Source organism: Pseudomonas sp. LTJR-52, from assembly GCF_003691465.1.
Taxonomy (GTDB): domain Bacteria; phylum Pseudomonadota; class Gammaproteobacteria; order Pseudomonadales; family Pseudomonadaceae; genus Chryseomonas; species Chryseomonas luteola.
Map to the genome: position 1 here is coordinate 4,262,168 of NZ_CP033105.1, position 17,678 is coordinate 4,279,845.

Below are 17,678 nucleotides of genomic sequence, written 5' to 3' on the forward strand. Positions count from 1 at the left end.
ACACCACTGGAGAACGGGCCGCCGGCAGCCACTATAGGCGGCCCAATGCAGGCATGTGCAACAACTGCTATTCGGCAGTGACATCTGCAAATTTAAGACAGTAGGTGTGATCAATCTGCATGCCGATAGGTTGCTGCCCGTTTATAAGCAGACGCCCGAAAACCTCATGATCACCCAGGGAGCTCATCTGGGAAACCGTAATTGTTCGAATCCTGAACCACTGACTGCCGTACGCCAGACGGACACCGGCGTAGCATGCCTGGCTTCTTGAGAGATTAAGGATGTCTGATGCAGACATGCTTTCGTTGATGATGATGGAGGCTGCCGCGAAGGGCGGATAGTAAGAGCCCTCGCTGTTTTGAACGGGCTCCAACTCACCGTTCAGATAACGGACAAGGTCACCCATAAGCACAGGCGTCTTCGCAAAGAGTGCCTGCAACAGATCCTTTTCGCTCATCCAATAATAAAAAGCGACCTTTTCTCTGGAGATGATCGCGCCTTCATCAATGGCCACCGTAACCTTGTGCAGCGATATACCGATCTCCTTCTCTCCCGCCGCGATGGCATGGAAGATTGGATGCTTTCCCTTATAGGTTGGCAGGTAGCTCGTGTGAATATTGAAGAAGGTGAACCTGCTTAACAGGTCGGGCTTGATGATCCGACTGAAATAACAAATAACACAGAAATCAATATCATTAACACCTGCCAGGGCCGTTTCGATGTCCTTATGGGAAGAAGCTACGCTGAGCGGAATATTTCTTAGAACGGTACAGGTTAGAAGGTCGTCATTCAAAAGCTGACTTTCGCAAATGACACCCACAACCTCAAAATCTTGACTGCAACAAAAATAATCTAGAACAGCGGCATTACTGCCCAAAAAAACCATCTTATACGTCATAAGTACTTGCCTGATCGCCATGCCCATACGCTGGCAGTTTAAAAGCAAGTAACTGTACCGATATACAATAAGCGCTGTAAAGGCATTAATACCTAGATAACAAAAGGATTAATTATTTATATAATAAAACGGACGTTTGACTTTTTTCACCCGGAATATTTTCAAGCCATTTCTCATAATTAAAGAATGTATCTTTTTTTGTTTTCCTCCTATGCTCGAAGCATCAAGAGCTCAATGCCGCTCTGCTTCAATACTCTACTTGTTCCCAGTGCCAAGTCTTATAGACGCCGCCAACACAGGTCTGCAGGCGAACGTCAGACTGAATGCAAGCCTGTTAATGAACCTGTATGTAAAAAACTTTATATAACCGTCCCTGAGCCACTTACGCAAAACAATAACCAAATATTCTTACCAGCCATTTGAACTTAATTAATCTCAGGCTATTCCTATTACGTGTTTCACAAAAAGACACGCTTCAGGCTACCGCTGTAATGGGATGCTGCTTTGCTTGGGACCATCCGTATAGATAGGCGACATTGAGAAATCTATAAATAGTAATCAATCCCGTTTTAAAGGTTTAACTGCTCATTGGACGAGGAACAAAATGATCAATGTTACGCAGCCTTTCCCTGGCAACAAAGTCAAACTCCAGTCTTATATAGATCAGATATATGCTTCAGGCTGTTTTACCAATCATGGTCCTCTTACTCGTCAGCTTGAGCAGCGTCTGAAAGAGTATCTAGGCGTACGGAATATCGTGCTTACAAGCAACGGTACCCTGGCTCTTCAGATCGCCTACCGTGCTTTGGGTATTCAAGGTAGCGCAATCACAACACCGTTCAGCTTCATTGCAACCAGTAGCACACTGCAATGGGAGCATATTCGTCCGGTTTTCTCGGATATCGATCCTGTTACCTGGAACCTTGATCCCGGCCAGATCGAAGCCAGGCTACAAAAGGACACCTCAGCCATTGTCGCAACCCATGTATTCGGTAATCCGTGCGATGTGGAGCGCATCCAGGCAATCGCTGACCGTAACGGTCTGAAAACCATCTACGACGGCGCCCATGCCTTTGGCGTTCGCTATAAGGGAGAATCGATTGCCAACTGGGGCGATATCTGTACCTTGAGTTTTCACGCTACCAAGGTTTTCCATACCATCGAAGGGGGCGCCATCGTCACCAATGATGATGATTTGGCTCAACGTGCCCGTGAACTTGCCAACTTTGGTTTCTCCGAAGGCAATCGATTAAGTGGTCCGGGTATCAACGCCAAGCTCAACGAATTCTCTGCCGCAATGGGCCTGTGTGTTCTTGACGATATTGATCTGATCCTAGAGGAGCGGGCTGAAATCGGTCATCGGTATGAGTTGGCCTTGGCAGGGTATCTGGATCTTCAGCATCAGCAGCCGGGTAGCGAACGTAACTACAGCTATTTTCCAATCGCTCTGCAGGAAGAAAGCGAGCTGCTCAGAGTTACAGGTCAGCTTAACGAAAGGCAGATCAATCCACGCCGCTACTTCTACCCTTCTCTCGATACCGTTGAATACCTTCAGCCGCAGCAGCCTCAATGGATTTCCAGAGGCTTGAGTAAACGCGTGCTCTGCCTGCCGATCTTTCCCGGACTTACTTGGGAGTCGCAGCGCACGGTTATCGAAACGGTGCTCAGAGAAGTCGAGGCCAGACAGCTCGTACGCTCGCAGCGCGAGACGTCCGGGCCTTACCAGGACGCCTTTACTTTCAACACCATGAGTGCCCTGCCTCTGTCCAACATGTGCAAGAAGTTCACCCTGTGAGCACTTCCCTAAAACGTTTTATGCTTAAGAACACCGGGCTCAGTTACCTGGGTCAGATCTATGTAATGCTGGCCGGCATCCTGATCATGCCGTTCTACCTCAGGCATATGGGTGCCGAAGCCTATGGCCTGATCGGTTTTTTTACGGCCATGCAGGCGTGGCTTTATCTGTTGGATGCGGGACTATCGCCCGCGCTTGCCCGTCAGATCGCTCATTTTCGGGGCACTCAGCAACACAGCCGATACACCTCCGGCCGTCTGCTGCGCTCGTTCGAGTTGCTTATCCTGCCGATAGCCGTGCTGACCGGCCTGGCTATTCATATGGGCAGTAATGCCATAGCCCATGGGTGGCTGCAGGCGAGCCAGCTCGATCCTGTGATGATTGGGCAGTGCATTAGCCTGATGGGGCTGATGATAGTGCTGAAGCTTTACGCCACGCTCTACAAGAGCGGTATTCAAGGCATGGAGCAGCATCATTGGCTCAACGGCATCAATGTCTTTTTTGCAACGCTCCGGTATTTTGGCGCGCTGCTGTTTATTACCTATGTCAGCGCACAGCCCCTGCACTTCTTTCTCTATCAAACACTCGTAGGGCTGCTGGAAACGTTGTCCTTTGCTCACCGAGCCTATGATCTGATGCCCCGTCCTCGTCGCCTGACCGGATTTCACTGGCGGCTGGTCAAACCTGTTTTACCGTTTGCCCTGGGTATGTCGTCTAGTACCGTCCTGTGGATGCTGCAAACCCAATTGGATAAAGTACTGCTTTCCAAAGCGCTTACGTTGCAGGAATACGGCTATTTCTCGTTGGTTGCCCTGATCGCGACCGGCATTCTGTCGCTGACCAACCCCCTTGTACAAACGCTGTTGCCACGCCTGACCATGCTGACAGCGGAAGGCCGAATGACTGAGATGCGGGCGTTATACCTGAACGTATCACGTCTGTTTTGCAGTGTGCTGTTTCCCATGGCGGGTGTGATCGCCTTTCATGGACAAGCGCTTCTCCATGCCTGGACAGGCAACGCCGAGGCCGCGCTCTGGAGCGGTCCAGTCCTGGTCTGGTACGTCCTTGGCAGCGCGTTACTGGCCATGAGCGGGTTTCAATTCTATCTACAATATGCCCATGGCCAATTGCGGATGCATGTCTGGTTTGGTATCTGCTCAACGGCTATCAGCGTGCCGCTTATGGCTTATGCGATTCTGACCCATGGCGCGCTAGGGGCTGCCAGCGTCTGGTTTGCGGTCAGCCTTGCCTCCCTGGTCATCTGGCCTCATATCGTTCATGAGCGGTATTCACCGGGCCTCAGCTTCCTTTGGTTGTCGGACCTTTTGCGTATAGCCGCCATGACCGCCCTCGGCCTGGCGGTAGGCGACTGGCTGCTGCCAGCCCTGGATAGCAGCCAACGGATCGAGACCTTTATAGGTCTGGCAGGACGAGGACTGCTCTGTCTGCTGCTGGTGTTTGTGTCTGCCAAAGCCGTATTTTCAAAACCGTATCTCTTGGATCAAACCCCGAGCGTTTAATCATGGAAGCAAGAACCGAACAGGTCATCAGGGAGCACTGGGGTGCTGATGAGAAGCCGCTGGTCAGTGTTGTCTGCCTGACCTTCAACCAAGCGGCGTTCATCCGAGAAACGCTGGAAGGCTTCCTGATTCAGGAGACGCGGTTTCCCTTCGAGGTCATCGTGCATGACGACGCTTCGACGGATGGAACACAAGCCATTATCCAGGAATATGCCGCACGCTATCCCTCCATCATCAAGCCTATCTACCAGCAGCAGAACCAATACAGCCTAGGTGTTCCGTTCATTACTAAAATCTTTGCCTCGCTGGACACCCCTTATATTGCCATTTGCGAAGGTGATGATTTTTGGACGGACCCGCACAAGCTACAGCTGCAGGTCGACTTTCTTGAGCGCCACGAAGACTATGTGATGGCGTTCCACGACGCCTATATGTTCAACGAGCAGGGCATTATCCGAAACGTTCAACTGGCCGGACTGCATCGGCGCGATGCAAGTCAGCAGGAACTGCTGCGGGCTCGGTACTTTTCTACGCTCACAGTCTGCTTTCGCAATGTGATCAAGGCCCTTCCGCCCGAGCTGCACGGTGTGCGTATGGAGGACATGTGCTGGTGGTCATTGCTGGGCGCTCACGGCAAAGGCAAGTACATGAAAGAAATCCGTCCGGCTGCCTACCGTGTGCACAAGAATGGTGTCTTGTCGATGCGTCCGCAAAAGCACCGCACCGCCATGAGCCTGCACGCCTACTACAGCCTGGCCCGCTACTACCAGCGCATCGGCCAGCAAGACCTGTATGAATATTTCATGACTCAGGTATTCAGCCAGTCTCTGATTGTAATGACCCACCGCAACCGCATTCAGGCCTTCCTGCAATTGGCCCGCAAGGTTCTATTTAAACCCTTCACCAACATCATTCCTTCGGTCATTCGAAAATGATCAGGCTTTCCTCAGCGGTATTGCTGCCCTGCAATACCGCTTCTGGCCCAAGAACGCTTACGCGAACGCACGCCTACCCGATTCCTGTCATGCCGTGCAAGGAGAAGCACCATGCTTAAAACGATTTCAATGATGCAGCCCTATCTGTTTCCTTACCTGGGCTACTTTCAGCTGATCGCCGCCAGTGACGTCTTCGTGCTGGTCGATGACCTACAGTTCGTCAAAGGCTCCTGGATGAACCGCAACCGGGTATTAACTCACGATGGTCAGCCCAAGCTGATTACCTTTCCGCTGCGTAAGGGCAGCCGCCGGGCCGCTATCAATGAGCGCTGGCTGTCAGAGACGTTCGACCAGGAAGCAGACGCACTGCTTACCATGCTTGAGCACACCTACAAGAAAGCCCCCTATAAAACAGAAGTCCTGGCGCTGCTCAAAAGCATCTTTGCCAATCCGGATCGTAACCTTGCGCGGTTCACCGAAAACTCGATTCGAGCCCTGTGCCGGTATATGAAAATCGAGACGCCCATCCTGATGCTTTCAGAACTGGCGGATACCCGGGCGATGGATAAGCAGGACCGCATCATTCGGATCGTTCAGCAGTTAGAAGGCACCCGCTACCTCAACTCAATCGGCGGCGTCCCGCTCTACTGTCCTGACTATTTCGCCGATCATGGGCTGCAATTGCGCTTCATCAAGATGGATGAAGTGACCTATCCTCAGCTTACCGCTGAGTTTGTCCCGTCCCTTTCCATTATCGACGTGCTGATGTTCAATTCAGCGGAGTCTGTACAAGAACTGCTTACTCGCTATACGTTGATAGAGGGCGTGGCACAGTCGGACTCACAGGTTGAGGTTGATACAATCCAGCCTGAGTGTGCCGTCATATAGACGCGATCACTTGACGGGTGTATCAGTATCAACAGGCAGGCTACTGTGTTTTCAATACGATACCGCAGCCTGCCATCATAACGATTTACTCAGACTACCCTGTAACGAAAGGCTTTTTTGCAGTCCTCACGCCGTTGGGTTCAAGATCGTCAACAACACCTGAGCGTGTTCTGCTGCATCCCTTCCCAAGCCTGTCAGATAACCACCGTCGACTTGACTGATCAGGCCCTTTTCATGAAGTCGCTTGATAGCGGCCAGGACTTCTTGCGTGGCGTCGTGGTGCACCTTTAAACCGGCCAGACTGTTGCTGAGATCATATCGAGCCAGAAGGTTCATTTCTTCGATGAGTTCTTGGGTATACGGCATGGCGTGTCCTTATTTAAGTAACCCTCTTTCTGAGTCTAGCTGCCCTGCTTCAAAAAGCCTGCCTGAGAAAATGTTTCACTTTAAATCACATGCGGTATGCCGTTATCCGCTTACGGCCATATACAACACCAGTGCTGAAGCCATAACGTAAACCGCACTATGCAAAAAGGTGTTCATGATGCGCTTCCCTCACGTTTGATGACAGGAAGGAGCCTAATAGTCATCCAGATCTGGAAAAAGCCAGTACACTAGGAATGACTGTCAACCAGGAAGAGACTCAGGCCATGCAATTTGAGGATTTAAGGCTGTTTGTAACTACGATCAACGAGCAGAGCTTTACCGCTGCGGCAGAAAAGCTGGGGCTTTCCAAACAGTACGTCAGCCGAAGAACCATGGCGCTGGAAGAGGAACTTGGTGTCCGCCTGCTCAACCGGACGACACGTAGCCTGAAACCTACCGACCTGGGTATGACCCTTTACGAACGGGCCGTTCTGATTCTGGATGAAGTCAACGAAACGCAGGAGTTGGTATCCAGCCAGGGCGTGAACGTTCGCGGAACTTTACGTGTTTCAGCCCCAATGACGTTTGGTACGCTGCATGTCAGCCCGCTGTTGCCCAGGTTCATGCAGGAGAATCCGTTGATCAGTCTGGAGCTGGATCTCAATGACCGGTCAGTAGATCTGGTAGCTGAGGGGTATGACATGGCGATCCGCGGCGGGATGCTGGAGGATTCTACACTTATCGCCAAGCGTCTGATGGACATTCCAATGACGGCCTGCGCAAGCCCGGCGTACCTGGAGCGCCACTCAACCCCCGAAACGCCAGATGATTTGCGTCACCATGAGTGCTTGCTCTACGGCCATGTGAAAAGCGTAGAGTGGAAATTTCAAACCCAGGGCGAACTCGTATGCGTACCGGTGAAAGGTAAGCTGCGGACCAACAACGGGGAAGTTGTCCGGGACGCGGCGGTGGCCGGTCTTGGCATTGCCTATCTGCCGGTTTTCATTGTCAGTGACGCGCTCAACGATGGGCGTTTGCAGCCGGTCTTACAAGCGCACCAGCCACCCACTTCAGCCTTCTATGCGGTCTACCCTCAGCATCGTCAGTCATCCCGAGCCGTCCAGACATTCGCCAACTTCCTCAAGGACCATCTGACGGTATAGGTGTACCTATACTCCGCGCAACCCTCAGGCCTGACGTATGGCTTGCTGATCTCCCGAGCGGCGCCAGCTAAGCGGTGTGCACCCTACTGTCTTCGTGAATACGCGGGTGAAATGGGATTGATCTGAAAAACCACATTCCGCACCGATCTGGCTTATCGGCAAACACGTGCTTAAAAGCATCCGCTTGGCCTTGGCAATTCGTAATTGCTGATACCAGTCACGTGGCGAAACGCCTGTATTTTTCTTGAAGGCTCGGGAAAAATGACTTCTCGACAACGAGCAGGCACTGGCAATTTCGGATACCGATAGGCCATCGTCCAACTGCTCCATCATCAGACGCTTGGCCAGTTGCTCCTGCCAGCGAGACAAGGCAATCCGATCCTCACTCGGTAAGGTCACGTGCAAAGCGTCTGGCAAAAGGCGGGCTTGCAGTTCATCTATCAAGGTACGGCTGATCGGACCTTCCCCGTCTTGAACGCTATCAAGCGTTTCGAGGAGGCGCTGCATAAGTACCTGCGCAGTGTTGGGAACACTTGACCCAGGCTTTTCAGCCGTAATTGCAGGTAAGCGGTACGATCGCTTGGAACCCAGCGTGGCCATTGCAACGCTCCTTGAGGCGGTAAGGTTGGTGTCCAGTATCTGCTCTGGGAACCCTTAAGGTCCTTGTCTGAAGTTGAAGCGTTCTTAAACGAAAATACCTGCTTGTCATCAATGATTAACATGTGATCGCAACGCCTTTATCTCAGGCGAAACGAAAAAGGCCGGCTCCCCAGAGGGAGTCGGCCTAAAAGTACTAGCGTTGCTTGGAAAAGATCTGAACCGATCCTTAAGATTTCTTAATCAACGCGTCGACAATATTTCTGGGTGCCTCTGCATAGCGCGAGAATTCCATCGAGTAGCTGGCACGACCTTGTGACATCGAACGTACATCAGTCGCGTAGCCAAACATCTCGCCCAGCGGAACCTCGGCCCGAACCACCTTGCCGGAAAGCGTATCTTCCATGCCTTGAATCAGGCCCCGCCGACGGTTGAGGTCTCCCATTACATCACCCATGTAGTCTTCAGGTGTCACCACCTCGACCTTCATGATGGGCTCGAGCAGTACCGCGCCCCCTTTCTGGGACAGCTGCTTGGTTGCCATCGAGGCGGCGATCTTGAATGCCATCTCGTTGGAGTCCACATCATGGTAAGAGCCGTCGAAGACCGTTGCCTTGAGACCTAGCAAGGGATACCCGGCGAGCACACCATTCTTCATCTGCTCTTCGATACCCTTTTGAATGGCTGGAATATATTCCTTGGGAATCACGCCACCCACGACCTCACTGGTAAACAGCAGCCCTTCCTCGCCCTCATCAATAGGCGCAAAACGGATCCAGCAATGACCGAACTGCCCACGACCACCCGACTGGCGAACAAACTTGCCTTCGATCTCGCAGGTGTTGCGTATGGTCTCGCGATAGGCCACCTGAGGTTTACCAATATTCGCTTCGACGTTGAATTCACGCCGCATGCGGTCGATGAGGATATCGAGGTGCAACTCGCCCATCCCAGAGATGATGGTCTGCCCGGTTTCCTCGTCCGTCTTGACGCGGAAAGAGGGGTCTTCCTGGGCTAGTTTGCCCAGGGCAATCCCCATCTTTTCCTGGTCAGCCTTGGTCTTGGGCTCAACCGCTACCGAAATCACCGGCTCGGGGAAATCCATACGTTCCAGGATGATCGGCTTTTCAACCGAACACAGAGTGTCGCCGGTCGTCACATCCTTCATACCGATCAAGGCTGCAATGTCGCCTGCACGCACCTCCTTGATCTCTTCCCGGGTGTTGGCGTGCATCTGCACCATACGGCCGACGCGCTCCTTCTTGCCTTTTACCGAGTTGAGTACCGAGTCACCTGATGAAAGCACGCCCGAATACACCCGCGCAAAAGTCAGGGTGCCCACGAAGGGATCCGTAGCGATCTTGAACGCCAGTGCCGAGAACGGCTCATCATCATCGGCATGGCGCTCGTCGGTGCGCTCGGGATCATCCGGGTGCACCCCTTTAATGGCAGCGATTTCGATGGGTGCCGGGAGATAATCGATAACCGCATCCAGTACCAGCGGCACCCCTTTGTTCTTGAACGAGGAACCGCATACAGCAGGAACGACTTCACCCGCCAGCGTCCGCAAACGCAGGCCTGTGCGAATTTCATCGTTGGTGAGCGGCTCGCCTTCAAGGTATTTGCTCATGAAGTCTTCATTGGCTTCAGCTGCCGCTTCGACCATGTGCTCGCGCCACTCCTCGGCCTCGGCCTGCAACTCGGCGGGAATATCCTCCTCGCGATAGGTCATTCCCTGGTCATCGTCGTTCCAGTAAATAGCCTTCATCTTCAGCAGGTCTACCTGGCCGACGAAGTTTTCTTCACGACCAATTGGAAGCTGAATCGGAACCGGTGTATGGCCCAGGCGCTTTTTGATCTGATCGACGACGCGCAGGAAGTCCGCACCCGCACGGTCCATCTTATTCACGTAGGCGATACGGGGCACGTGGTATTTGTCTGCCTGACGCCAGACCGTCTCGGATTGAGGCTCAACACCATCGGCTCCGCTAAATACCACTACGGCACCATCGAGCACGCGCAGGGACCGCTCCACCTCAATGGTGAAGTCCACGTGACCGGGCGTGTCGATAATGTTGATTCGGTGCTTATCGAACTGCTTGGTAGAGCCAGACCAAAAGGCCGTGGTCGCAGCAGAAGTGATTGTGATACCGCGCTCTTGCTCCTGCACCATCCAGTCCATGGTTGCGGCACCGTCATGCACCTCACCCATTTTATGGTTCACGCCGGTATAGAAGAGGATGCGTTCGGTCGTGGTTGTTTTTCCGGCATCCACGTGGGCAACGATGCCGATATTGCGATAGCGGTCGATAGAGGTCGTTCGGGCCATAGAAGATTCTCCTAGAAACCAGCGTTGTCAGCCGGCAGACAGGCGATACGGATATCCGCCCGGGGCTGCAATAACAATAGACTGACTTACGAGGCTTGTATTGAACGTTTGTGCGTATCGCATGGAGAAGCCAGCCTAATCAGACAAGCTCACCGTACTGTCAACCATATTGAGACTTTTTTACGCATTTCAAGTGATTTATCACATCACCTAAGCACTTTACTCTGGTCCCATACCTGATTCGGGTAACAACACATTGTTGATTGACCAGGAGACTGAACATGTTAGCCCTTCGTAAAGCAACTGAACGTGGATTCGCCAATCATGGCTGGCTCAAGTCTTTCCATACCTTTTCTTTTGCCAGCTACCGTAACCCTCAAGAGCAGGGTTTTTCGGATCTGCTGGTGATCAACGATGACCGTGTCGCTCAGGGGAAAGGGTTCGGCACTCACCCTCATCGGGATATGGAAATCTTTTCTTATGTGCTGGAAGGTGCGCTCGAGCACAAGGACACCCTGGGTACAGGATCTGTCATTCGTCCGGGCGACGTACAGCTCATGAGCGCAGGCACAGGAGTAGCCCACAGTGAATACAACCACTCCCCGAACGATCCCGTACACTTTTTGCAGATCTGGATCGTACCCAACGCTCGAGGTGCCGAGCCTCGCTACCAGCAAACGCACTTCAGCGCGGACAGCAAACGTGGCCAGTTGCGCCTGATCCTTTCGCCAACCGGCGAGCAGGGCTCCTTGGAAATTCGTCAAGACGCCCGTGTCTACGCCGGTTTGTTTGATGGTGAAGAGCAGGCGACTCTAACACTGGGATCAAATCGCTACGCCTATGTGCATGTAGCCCAGGGGCAGATCGAACTCAATGGCCAGACCCTGGCGGAGGGAGATGGCGTGCGTGTGCGTAACGAGCAGGTGCTTACGCTAGCCAATGGCAAGCAGGCCGAGGTTATCGTCTTTGACTTGCGCCCCAACGAGCTGCCCATGATGCCATGATCGACGAGGGCCTCGAGTAGTCGAGGCCCTATCAGCCCCCCTTGCTCCGCTGTCGCTAACCGTAAACACAGCGTTTACACCCCGCCTAGACATAAGGTCCACAACCCCACGTAGCCAGACGGAATACCTTCTTCCTTGACGCTAAGCAGATCACACATTTACGAGATCCATATCGCCTCGTCCGTAATAGGATTCCAACGCTGGATGCTACTGTTGCTGTATGACAGGAGACCCGATCAATTCAGCCGGTGGTCTGGCCTATAAAAAAAGGCGCCACGTAGGCGCCTGAGGGCATCTCTTCCATCCAAAGGAGCATCAGAAGACATGCATAGGACGGTCTCGGCTCCAACCTCCGCCAAGGCTCTTGAACAGATTGATCTGTGACAAGGCCAGCTGAAGCCTGGCGTCTATCAGGGTATTTTCAGCCTGATACAGCGTGCGCTGACTATCCAGTTGCGTCAGGTACTCATCGAGCCCCTGCTGATACCGTTGCTGTGCAAGGACAAGGCTTCGGGCAGCACTGTCACGAAGCCGCTCTTGAGCGTCGAGCTGACGCTGAAGTGGCTGACGCGCGACCAGCTCATCGGACACCTCTTTGAAAGCGGTCTGTATGGATTTTTCATATTCCGCCACACTGATCTCTTTGCGCAGTGTCGCGACCTCAAGCTGTGCGCGGTTACGACCGCCTGTGAAAATCGGCAGGTTGATCTGGGGCGTAAAGCTCCATGAGCGATTACCGCCGTTGAACAGGTCTGAAAGTTCTGCGCTGCTAAAACCGGTATTGCCTGTGAGACTGATGCTTGGAAAGAACGCGGCGCGCGCAGCTCCGATAGTGGCGTAATTGGCTTTCAGCCGGGCTTCGGCAGCCTGTATATCCGGTCGGCGGGTCAGCAGATCTGCCGGAAGCCCGGCGGGTAAGGGCTTGTCCAACCCTTGCCTTTCCAGCGAAAGGGCGGGCGGCAGATCATGAGGTAATGGTTGACCGAGCAGGAGAGCCATCGCATTGTCCGCCTGTCCTATACTACGCTCCAATGCGGCAAGATCACTGGCAGTTGTCTCTAGTAGAGTCTGGGCCTGAGCGATATCCAGTTCAGAACCAATCCCATAGTCGAAACGTTGATGAATCAATTCCAGACTCTGCTGACGGCTCTCATAGGCCTGCCGGGTTATGGCCATTCTCTCGCTCAGGGCACGCTGGTTGGTATAGGCCGTAGCGATTTCAGCGATCAGTGATAGCTCAACCGAACGTCGCGTCTCCTGCAACGCCAGGTATTCACCCAAGGCTGCATCTCGAAGATTGCGGACACGGCCAAATAGGTCTACTTCGTACGTGCTCAGCCCTACCCCTACGGTATACAGGTTGGTGACTTGGCTTCCACTGCTTACGGCCTGAGCCGGTAGCCCACCGGTGTTTTCCAGCCCGAGCGCTGGGGAGCGCTGACGGGTTGCCGAGCCGCTTACGCTCACATTCGGTAACAGGTCCGCCCGCTGGATTCTGTATTGCGCCCGCGCCTCTTCAACACGAAGCACTGCCATACGCAGGTCACGGTTCTGATTCAACCCGATCTCGATAAGCTGACGCAGGCGGGGATCTGTAAACAATGCCTGCCAGTCCGGAACCGTTTCAGCTGGGTTCACCGGGGCTGATACTACCGGATAGACTCCCGGTATGGGTGCAGGTGGCTGCTCGTAGGTAGGCGCCAAAGAGCAGCCACCCAGCAGGCCGGCCAGCAGAAGAACAGGCAACTTACTCATGGCGCTGCCCTCCTCTGGCTTGCGAGCGGGTAAGGCGAGAGACCCAATGCATGACGCTCACAAAAAACACCGGAACAAAGACAACCGCGAAGGTAGCAGTCAGCATGCCACCGATCACGCTTGTGCCAATGGCCTGTTGACTGGCGGAGCTGGCACCCGTCGCAATGGCCAGGGGAACCACACCCAGGATAAATGCAAGTGAGGTCATTACGATCGGACGCAGACGCAGACGTGCTGCCTCGACGGTGGCCTGGAATAGGCTATGGCCCTGGTCATGAAGACTCTTGGCAAACTCGATGATCAGAATCGCATTTTTTGCCGACAGTCCAATGATGGTGATGAGCCCAACCTTGAAGAACACATCGTTTGGCATGTCCCGCAAGACGACTGCGACTACGGCACCCAGGATGCCCAGTGGTACGACCAGCAGAACGGCTGTTGGAATCGACCAACTCTCGTAAAGCGCGGCCAGAACCAAAAAAACAATCAACAAGGACAGTCCCAGCAACAAGGGAGCTTGTGCGCCAGAGGTCTTTTCCTGAAGCGAAAGCCCTGTCCATTCCAGACCAAACCCCTGAGGCAGCTGATCGACCAGACGCTGGATTTCATCCATGGCTTCGCCTGTACTGTGCCCCGCCGAAGGCTCACCCGAAAGGCTGACCGCGGGATAGCCGTTGTAGCGGGTCAGCTGCGCCGGTCCCGTGGTCCACGTTACTTCGCAGAAGGCAGCCAGGGGCACCATCTTGCCGGACGCGTTACGCACCTCAAGCTTGAGGATATCCTCTGCCTGAAGGCGGGAATCGGCCTCGGCCTGAACAATGACCTGCTGCATGCGGCCCAGGTTGGGGAAATCATTCACGTAGGCCGAACCCATGGCAGTTGAAAGCAGGTTGCTGATATCGGCGAACGAGACGCCCAGAGCGTTCGCCTGGAGCCGATCGACTTTGACCTCTACCTGTGGCGCTTCGGCCAGCGCGGTCTCCCGTACGTTTGCCAGTAGCGCGCTTTTTGCAGCGGCAGACAGCAATGTATCCCGCGCCTTCTGCAAAGCCTCGTATCCTTTTCCGCTTCTGTCCTGTAAACGTAGCTCAAAGCCGCTGGAAGTCCCAAGCCCTTCGATTGGCGGCGGGCTGAGCGAATAGGCAATGGCATCTTGCAGTCCGGCAAATGCCATATTGGCACGCTCGGCAATGGCGTCGGCCGAATCTTCGACACGGCGTTCGGCCCAATCCTTTAATGTGGTAAATGCCAGAGCTGCATTCTGCCCGCTGCCGGAAAAGCTGAAGCCCAGCACCATGGTGGTATTGGCTACGCCAGGTTCCGTAGCATTGTGCGCTTCGATCTGCCGTGCGATTTCAATCGTGCGGTTCTGGCTGGCTCCGGGCGGCAATTGGATATCGGTAATGGTAAAGCCCTGGTCCTCGATGGGTAGAAACGAAGACGGCAGGCGAGTAAAGAGCAGCATGAGCCCTGCAAGCAGCACACCGTAGACCAGCATGTAGCGACCTGTACGGCGTATGGCATTGGCGACCCAACGCTGGTAGCCGTCCGCAGCATGATCAAACCGTCGGTTGAACCATCCAAAAAATCCTTTCTTCTCGTGATGTACACCGTGCGGTATCGGCTTGAGTAGCGTTGCGCACAGCGCAGGTGTCAAGCTCAGCGCCAGAAACGCCGACAATAGAATCGAAACCGCCATCGAGACAGAAAACTGCTGGTAGATGATTCCGACCGAGCCCGGCATGAATGCCATCGGAATGAATACTGCCGTCAGCACCAGCGTGATTCCGATAATCGCACCGGTAATTTCTGTCATGGCTTTTCGCGTGGCAGCCCGAGGCGTCAGGCCTTCGCTCGCCATGATTCGCTCGACGTTCTCAACGACGACAATAGCGTCGTCCACCAGGATACCGATCGCCAATACCATGCCAAACATGGTGAGCACGTTGATGGAAAACCCCAGGGCCAACATGCAGGCGAATGTCCCCATCAAGGCCACAGGAACCACCAGTGCGGGTATCAGGGTATAACGGAGGTTTTGCAGAAACAGAAACATGACGGCAAAGACCAGCATCATGGCTTCGATCAAGGTATGAACCACCTTTTCGATCGAGACCTTGACGAACGGCGACGTATCGTAAGGAATGTCGTAGTTCACACCGGCCGGGAAGTAGTGTGACAGCTCTTCCATCTTGGCTTTGACCAAGGTAGCCGTGCTCATCGCATTACCACCTGGCGCTAGCTGGATAGCCACAGCGGTGGTCGGCTTGCCATTGAGGCGAGTCCCGAACTGATAGCTTTGGCTGTCCACTTCGACCCGTGCGACATCACCGACGGTAACCGTCGATCCGTCGGCGTTGGCCTTGAGTACGATGGCCGAGAATTCCTCAGGTGTAGACAGCTGCCCTTTCACCTGTACGGCTGCGGTAATTTCCTGCGTGCTGCGGGTAGGCAGGTCGCCAATACTACCGGCCGGCACTTGCACATTTTGATCGCTGATCGCCTGGCTGACATCGGCCGGCGTCAGGTTGAAGGCCACCAGTTTTTGCGGATCAATCCATATTCGCATGGCGCGCTCGGCACCAAACAGCTGGGCCTTGCCAACCCCCTCAATACGCTTGAGCTCATTAACGACGTTACGCGCCATGTAGTCGCTCAGACCGGTTTCATCCAGGCGTCCATCGGTAGACGTCAATGTGATCAGCATCAGAAACCCGGCCGAGACCTCTTCAATCTCCAGACCTTGCTGCGTAACCGCTCGAGGCAGTCTGGACTCGATCGTTTTCAAGCGGTTCTGTATATCGACCTTGCCCAGCTCCGGATCAGTACCTGGTTTAAACGTGACCGTAAGCGTCGCCATTCCCTGGCTGCTGCTGGAGGAGAAATAGAGCAGGTGATTGACCCCATTAAGCTCCTGCTCGATCAGACTGACAACACTTTCATCCAGGGTTTGCGGCGTGGCGCCCGGGTAGGTTGCGGTAATCTCGATCTGGGGGGGCGCAACATTGGGATACTGCGCCACCGGAAGATTGGGAATGGCCAGCACACCTGCCAACAGAATGAACAGGGCGACGACCCAGGCAAATACCGGGCGCCTGATAAAGAAGTCTGGCATTATCGGGCTTCCTTGTCGGCAGGTGCATCGGTTGTAATTCCTGCCTCTTCTGCCTGGACAGGCATCCCCGGCCTGACGTATTGCAGGCCTGCAACGATTACGCGGTCACCTTCATGCAATCCTTCGTCGATGATCCAGCGATCATTCTGGGCACCGCCAAGACGGACCGTCCGTTCCTCAACCTGATTCTGAGCATTGACGAGCAAAACATTAGCCTGCCCCGCCGAGTCGCGCTGAACGGCCCGCTGCGGAACACTGATACCTCGCTCGTTCCTGGCCTGTTCAAGGCGCACTCGAACAAAGCTGCCGGGCAGCAAGTCAGCCTGAGGATTGGGAAACTGGCTACGCAGCGTGATCTGCCCGGTACTTTGATCCACTGTAAGGTCCGAGAACAAGAGTTTTCCGGCTATTGGGTACGCTGTACCGTCATCCTGTACGAGCGTTACGGCGGCCTGATCCTCCCCTACGGTTTGTAACTGCCCCTCCCGCAGCGCGCGGCGCAACGCGTTGATCTGTCGAGTGGATTGAGTCACATCGGCATAAATAGGCTCGAGTTGCTGAATAATAGCCAGAGGTGTGGCGCTATCCTGCCCTACCAACGCGCCTTCCGTGACCAATGCCTTGCCGATGCGCCCGGAGATAGGTGCTGTGACGGTGGCATACCCCAGATTGAGCCGGGCACGTTTGAGCGTGGCCTGTGCAGCGGACACTTCGGCTTCTGCCTGCAAAAAGGCAGCGTGCGCATTTTCGAAGTCCTGCTGGCTGACGGCGTGAGTCTTGATCAATGCAGAATAACGCTCGGCCTGCAAATGTGCCTGATAGCGATTGGCCTGGGCTTTTTTCAGGCCTGCCACGGCGCTGTCGACGTCCGCCTGCAGCGGCGCGGGGTCAATCCGAAACAATACGTCGCCTTGCTTGACCTGGCTTCCCTCACGGTAAACCCGTTGCAGCAGAACGCCTGCTACGCGGGCTCTGACTTCCGCCACACGGGGCGCTACCAAACGGCCATTGAGTTCAGTCACCAAGCTGAGCGGCTGAGGTTTGATCGTCTCGACGGTGACAGATGTATCGGGTGCTTGGTGTGCAGAGGGCGCTGGGCGGTCACATCCTGTCAGCGCTAGTAACATCAATAAGCAAAAGGGGCGTAGGGAAAATTTAACGGGCGGCATCATGGTGTGCATCCTTCAGGAACAGCGCCATGCTAAAAGCCCTGCCCTGTCGGCTTTGTAAAAGCTTGTAGGGCATTTGTGAAAAAGTGTAATGACCGCTACAGAAGCTGTCCGGTTTGTTTATGCTCTTTCAAACCCTTCAGC

The 17,678-nt window shown here is 54.1% G+C and carries 13 protein-coding genes; 6 read left to right on the forward strand and 7 right to left on the reverse strand.

Annotated features, from left to right (window positions below; all coding sequences use genetic code 11):
- Positions 1-67: 67 nt before the first annotated feature.
- Positions 68-898 (reverse strand): formyltransferase family protein, encoded by an 831-nt coding sequence (locus EAW52_RS19890; RefSeq protein WP_162997664.1) that lies wholly within the window; start codon positions 896-898, stop codon positions 68-70.
- A 604-nt stretch (positions 899-1,502) separates the two neighbouring features.
- Here EAW52_RS19890 and EAW52_RS19895 point away from each other — a divergent pair.
- The 4 genes from EAW52_RS19895 (at position 1,503) to EAW52_RS19910 (ending at position 6,036) form a co-directional block, all read left to right on the forward strand.
- Entirely contained in the window at positions 1,503-2,693 is a 1,191-nt protein-coding gene (locus EAW52_RS19895; protein ID WP_122043716.1) for a DegT/DnrJ/EryC1/StrS aminotransferase family protein, read from the forward strand.
- The gene (locus tag EAW52_RS19900; RefSeq protein WP_372238865.1) at positions 2,690-4,213 is read left to right on the forward strand and encodes a lipopolysaccharide biosynthesis protein; all 1,524 of its coding nucleotides are present in this window, start codon (positions 2,690-2,692) and stop codon (positions 4,211-4,213) included. The genes EAW52_RS19895 and EAW52_RS19900 overlap by 4 nt, the downstream gene beginning before the upstream one ends.
- Positions 4,214-4,215: 2 nt before the next feature.
- Positions 4,216-5,148 carry a glycosyltransferase gene (locus EAW52_RS19905; RefSeq protein WP_010799077.1) on the forward strand — a complete coding sequence of 311 codons (933 nt, stop codon included), beginning with the start codon at positions 4,216-4,218 and terminating at the stop codon, positions 5,146-5,148.
- A gap of 111 nt (positions 5,149-5,259) precedes the next feature.
- A complete protein-coding gene (locus EAW52_RS19910; RefSeq protein ID WP_122043719.1) occupies positions 5,260-6,036 on the forward strand; it encodes a WbqC family protein in 777 nt (258 codons plus the stop codon).
- Positions 6,037-6,162: 126 nt separating this feature from the next.
- Here EAW52_RS19910 and EAW52_RS19915 read toward each other — a convergent pair whose 3' ends face one another.
- The gene (locus EAW52_RS19915; protein WP_019366276.1) at positions 6,163-6,402 is read right to left on the reverse strand and encodes a TIGR02647 family protein; all 240 of its coding nucleotides are present in this window, start codon (positions 6,400-6,402) and stop codon (positions 6,163-6,165) included.
- 254 nt (positions 6,403-6,656) lie between these two features.
- On the opposite strand from EAW52_RS19915, the gene EAW52_RS19920 reads away from it, so the two are divergent.
- Entirely contained in the window at positions 6,657-7,565 is a 909-nt protein-coding gene (locus tag EAW52_RS19920) for a LysR family transcriptional regulator (protein WP_256680644.1), read from the forward strand.
- Between the two features lie 24 nt (positions 7,566-7,589).
- Here EAW52_RS19920 and EAW52_RS19925 read toward each other — a convergent pair whose 3' ends face one another.
- Positions 7,590-8,165 carry a helix-turn-helix domain-containing protein gene (locus EAW52_RS19925; RefSeq protein WP_256680645.1) on the reverse strand — a complete coding sequence of 192 codons (576 nt, stop codon included), beginning with the start codon at positions 8,163-8,165 and terminating at the stop codon, positions 7,590-7,592.
- Between the two features lie 226 nt (positions 8,166-8,391).
- Complete coding sequence (fusA, locus tag EAW52_RS19930) at positions 8,392-10,491, reverse strand: elongation factor G (RefSeq protein WP_122043721.1); 2,100 nt, start codon at positions 10,489-10,491, stop codon at positions 8,392-8,394.
- 281 nt (positions 10,492-10,772) lie between these two features.
- On the opposite strand from fusA, the gene EAW52_RS19935 reads away from it, so the two are divergent.
- Positions 10,773-11,495, forward strand: a complete 723-nt coding sequence (locus tag EAW52_RS19935; RefSeq protein WP_122043722.1) for a pirin family protein — start codon at positions 10,773-10,775, stop codon at positions 11,493-11,495.
- 315 nt (positions 11,496-11,810) lie between these two features.
- Here EAW52_RS19935 and EAW52_RS19940 read toward each other — a convergent pair whose 3' ends face one another.
- The 3 genes from EAW52_RS19940 to EAW52_RS19950 are packed head-to-tail and all read right to left on the reverse strand — an operon-like array spanning position 11,811 to position 17,537.
- The gene (locus EAW52_RS19940) at positions 11,811-13,250 is read right to left on the reverse strand and encodes an efflux transporter outer membrane subunit (RefSeq protein WP_122043724.1); all 1,440 of its coding nucleotides are present in this window, start codon (positions 13,248-13,250) and stop codon (positions 11,811-11,813) included.
- A complete protein-coding gene (locus EAW52_RS19945; RefSeq protein WP_122043725.1) occupies positions 13,243-16,365 on the reverse strand; it encodes an efflux RND transporter permease subunit in 3,123 nt (1,040 codons plus the stop codon). The genes EAW52_RS19940 and EAW52_RS19945 overlap by 8 nt, the downstream gene beginning before the upstream one ends.
- Positions 16,365-17,537 (reverse strand): efflux RND transporter periplasmic adaptor subunit, encoded by a 1,173-nt coding sequence (locus tag EAW52_RS19950; protein ID WP_122043727.1) that lies wholly within the window; start codon positions 17,535-17,537, stop codon positions 16,365-16,367. Before EAW52_RS19950 ends, EAW52_RS19945 begins: the two co-directional genes overlap by 1 nt.
- Positions 17,538-17,678 lie beyond the last annotated feature (141 nt).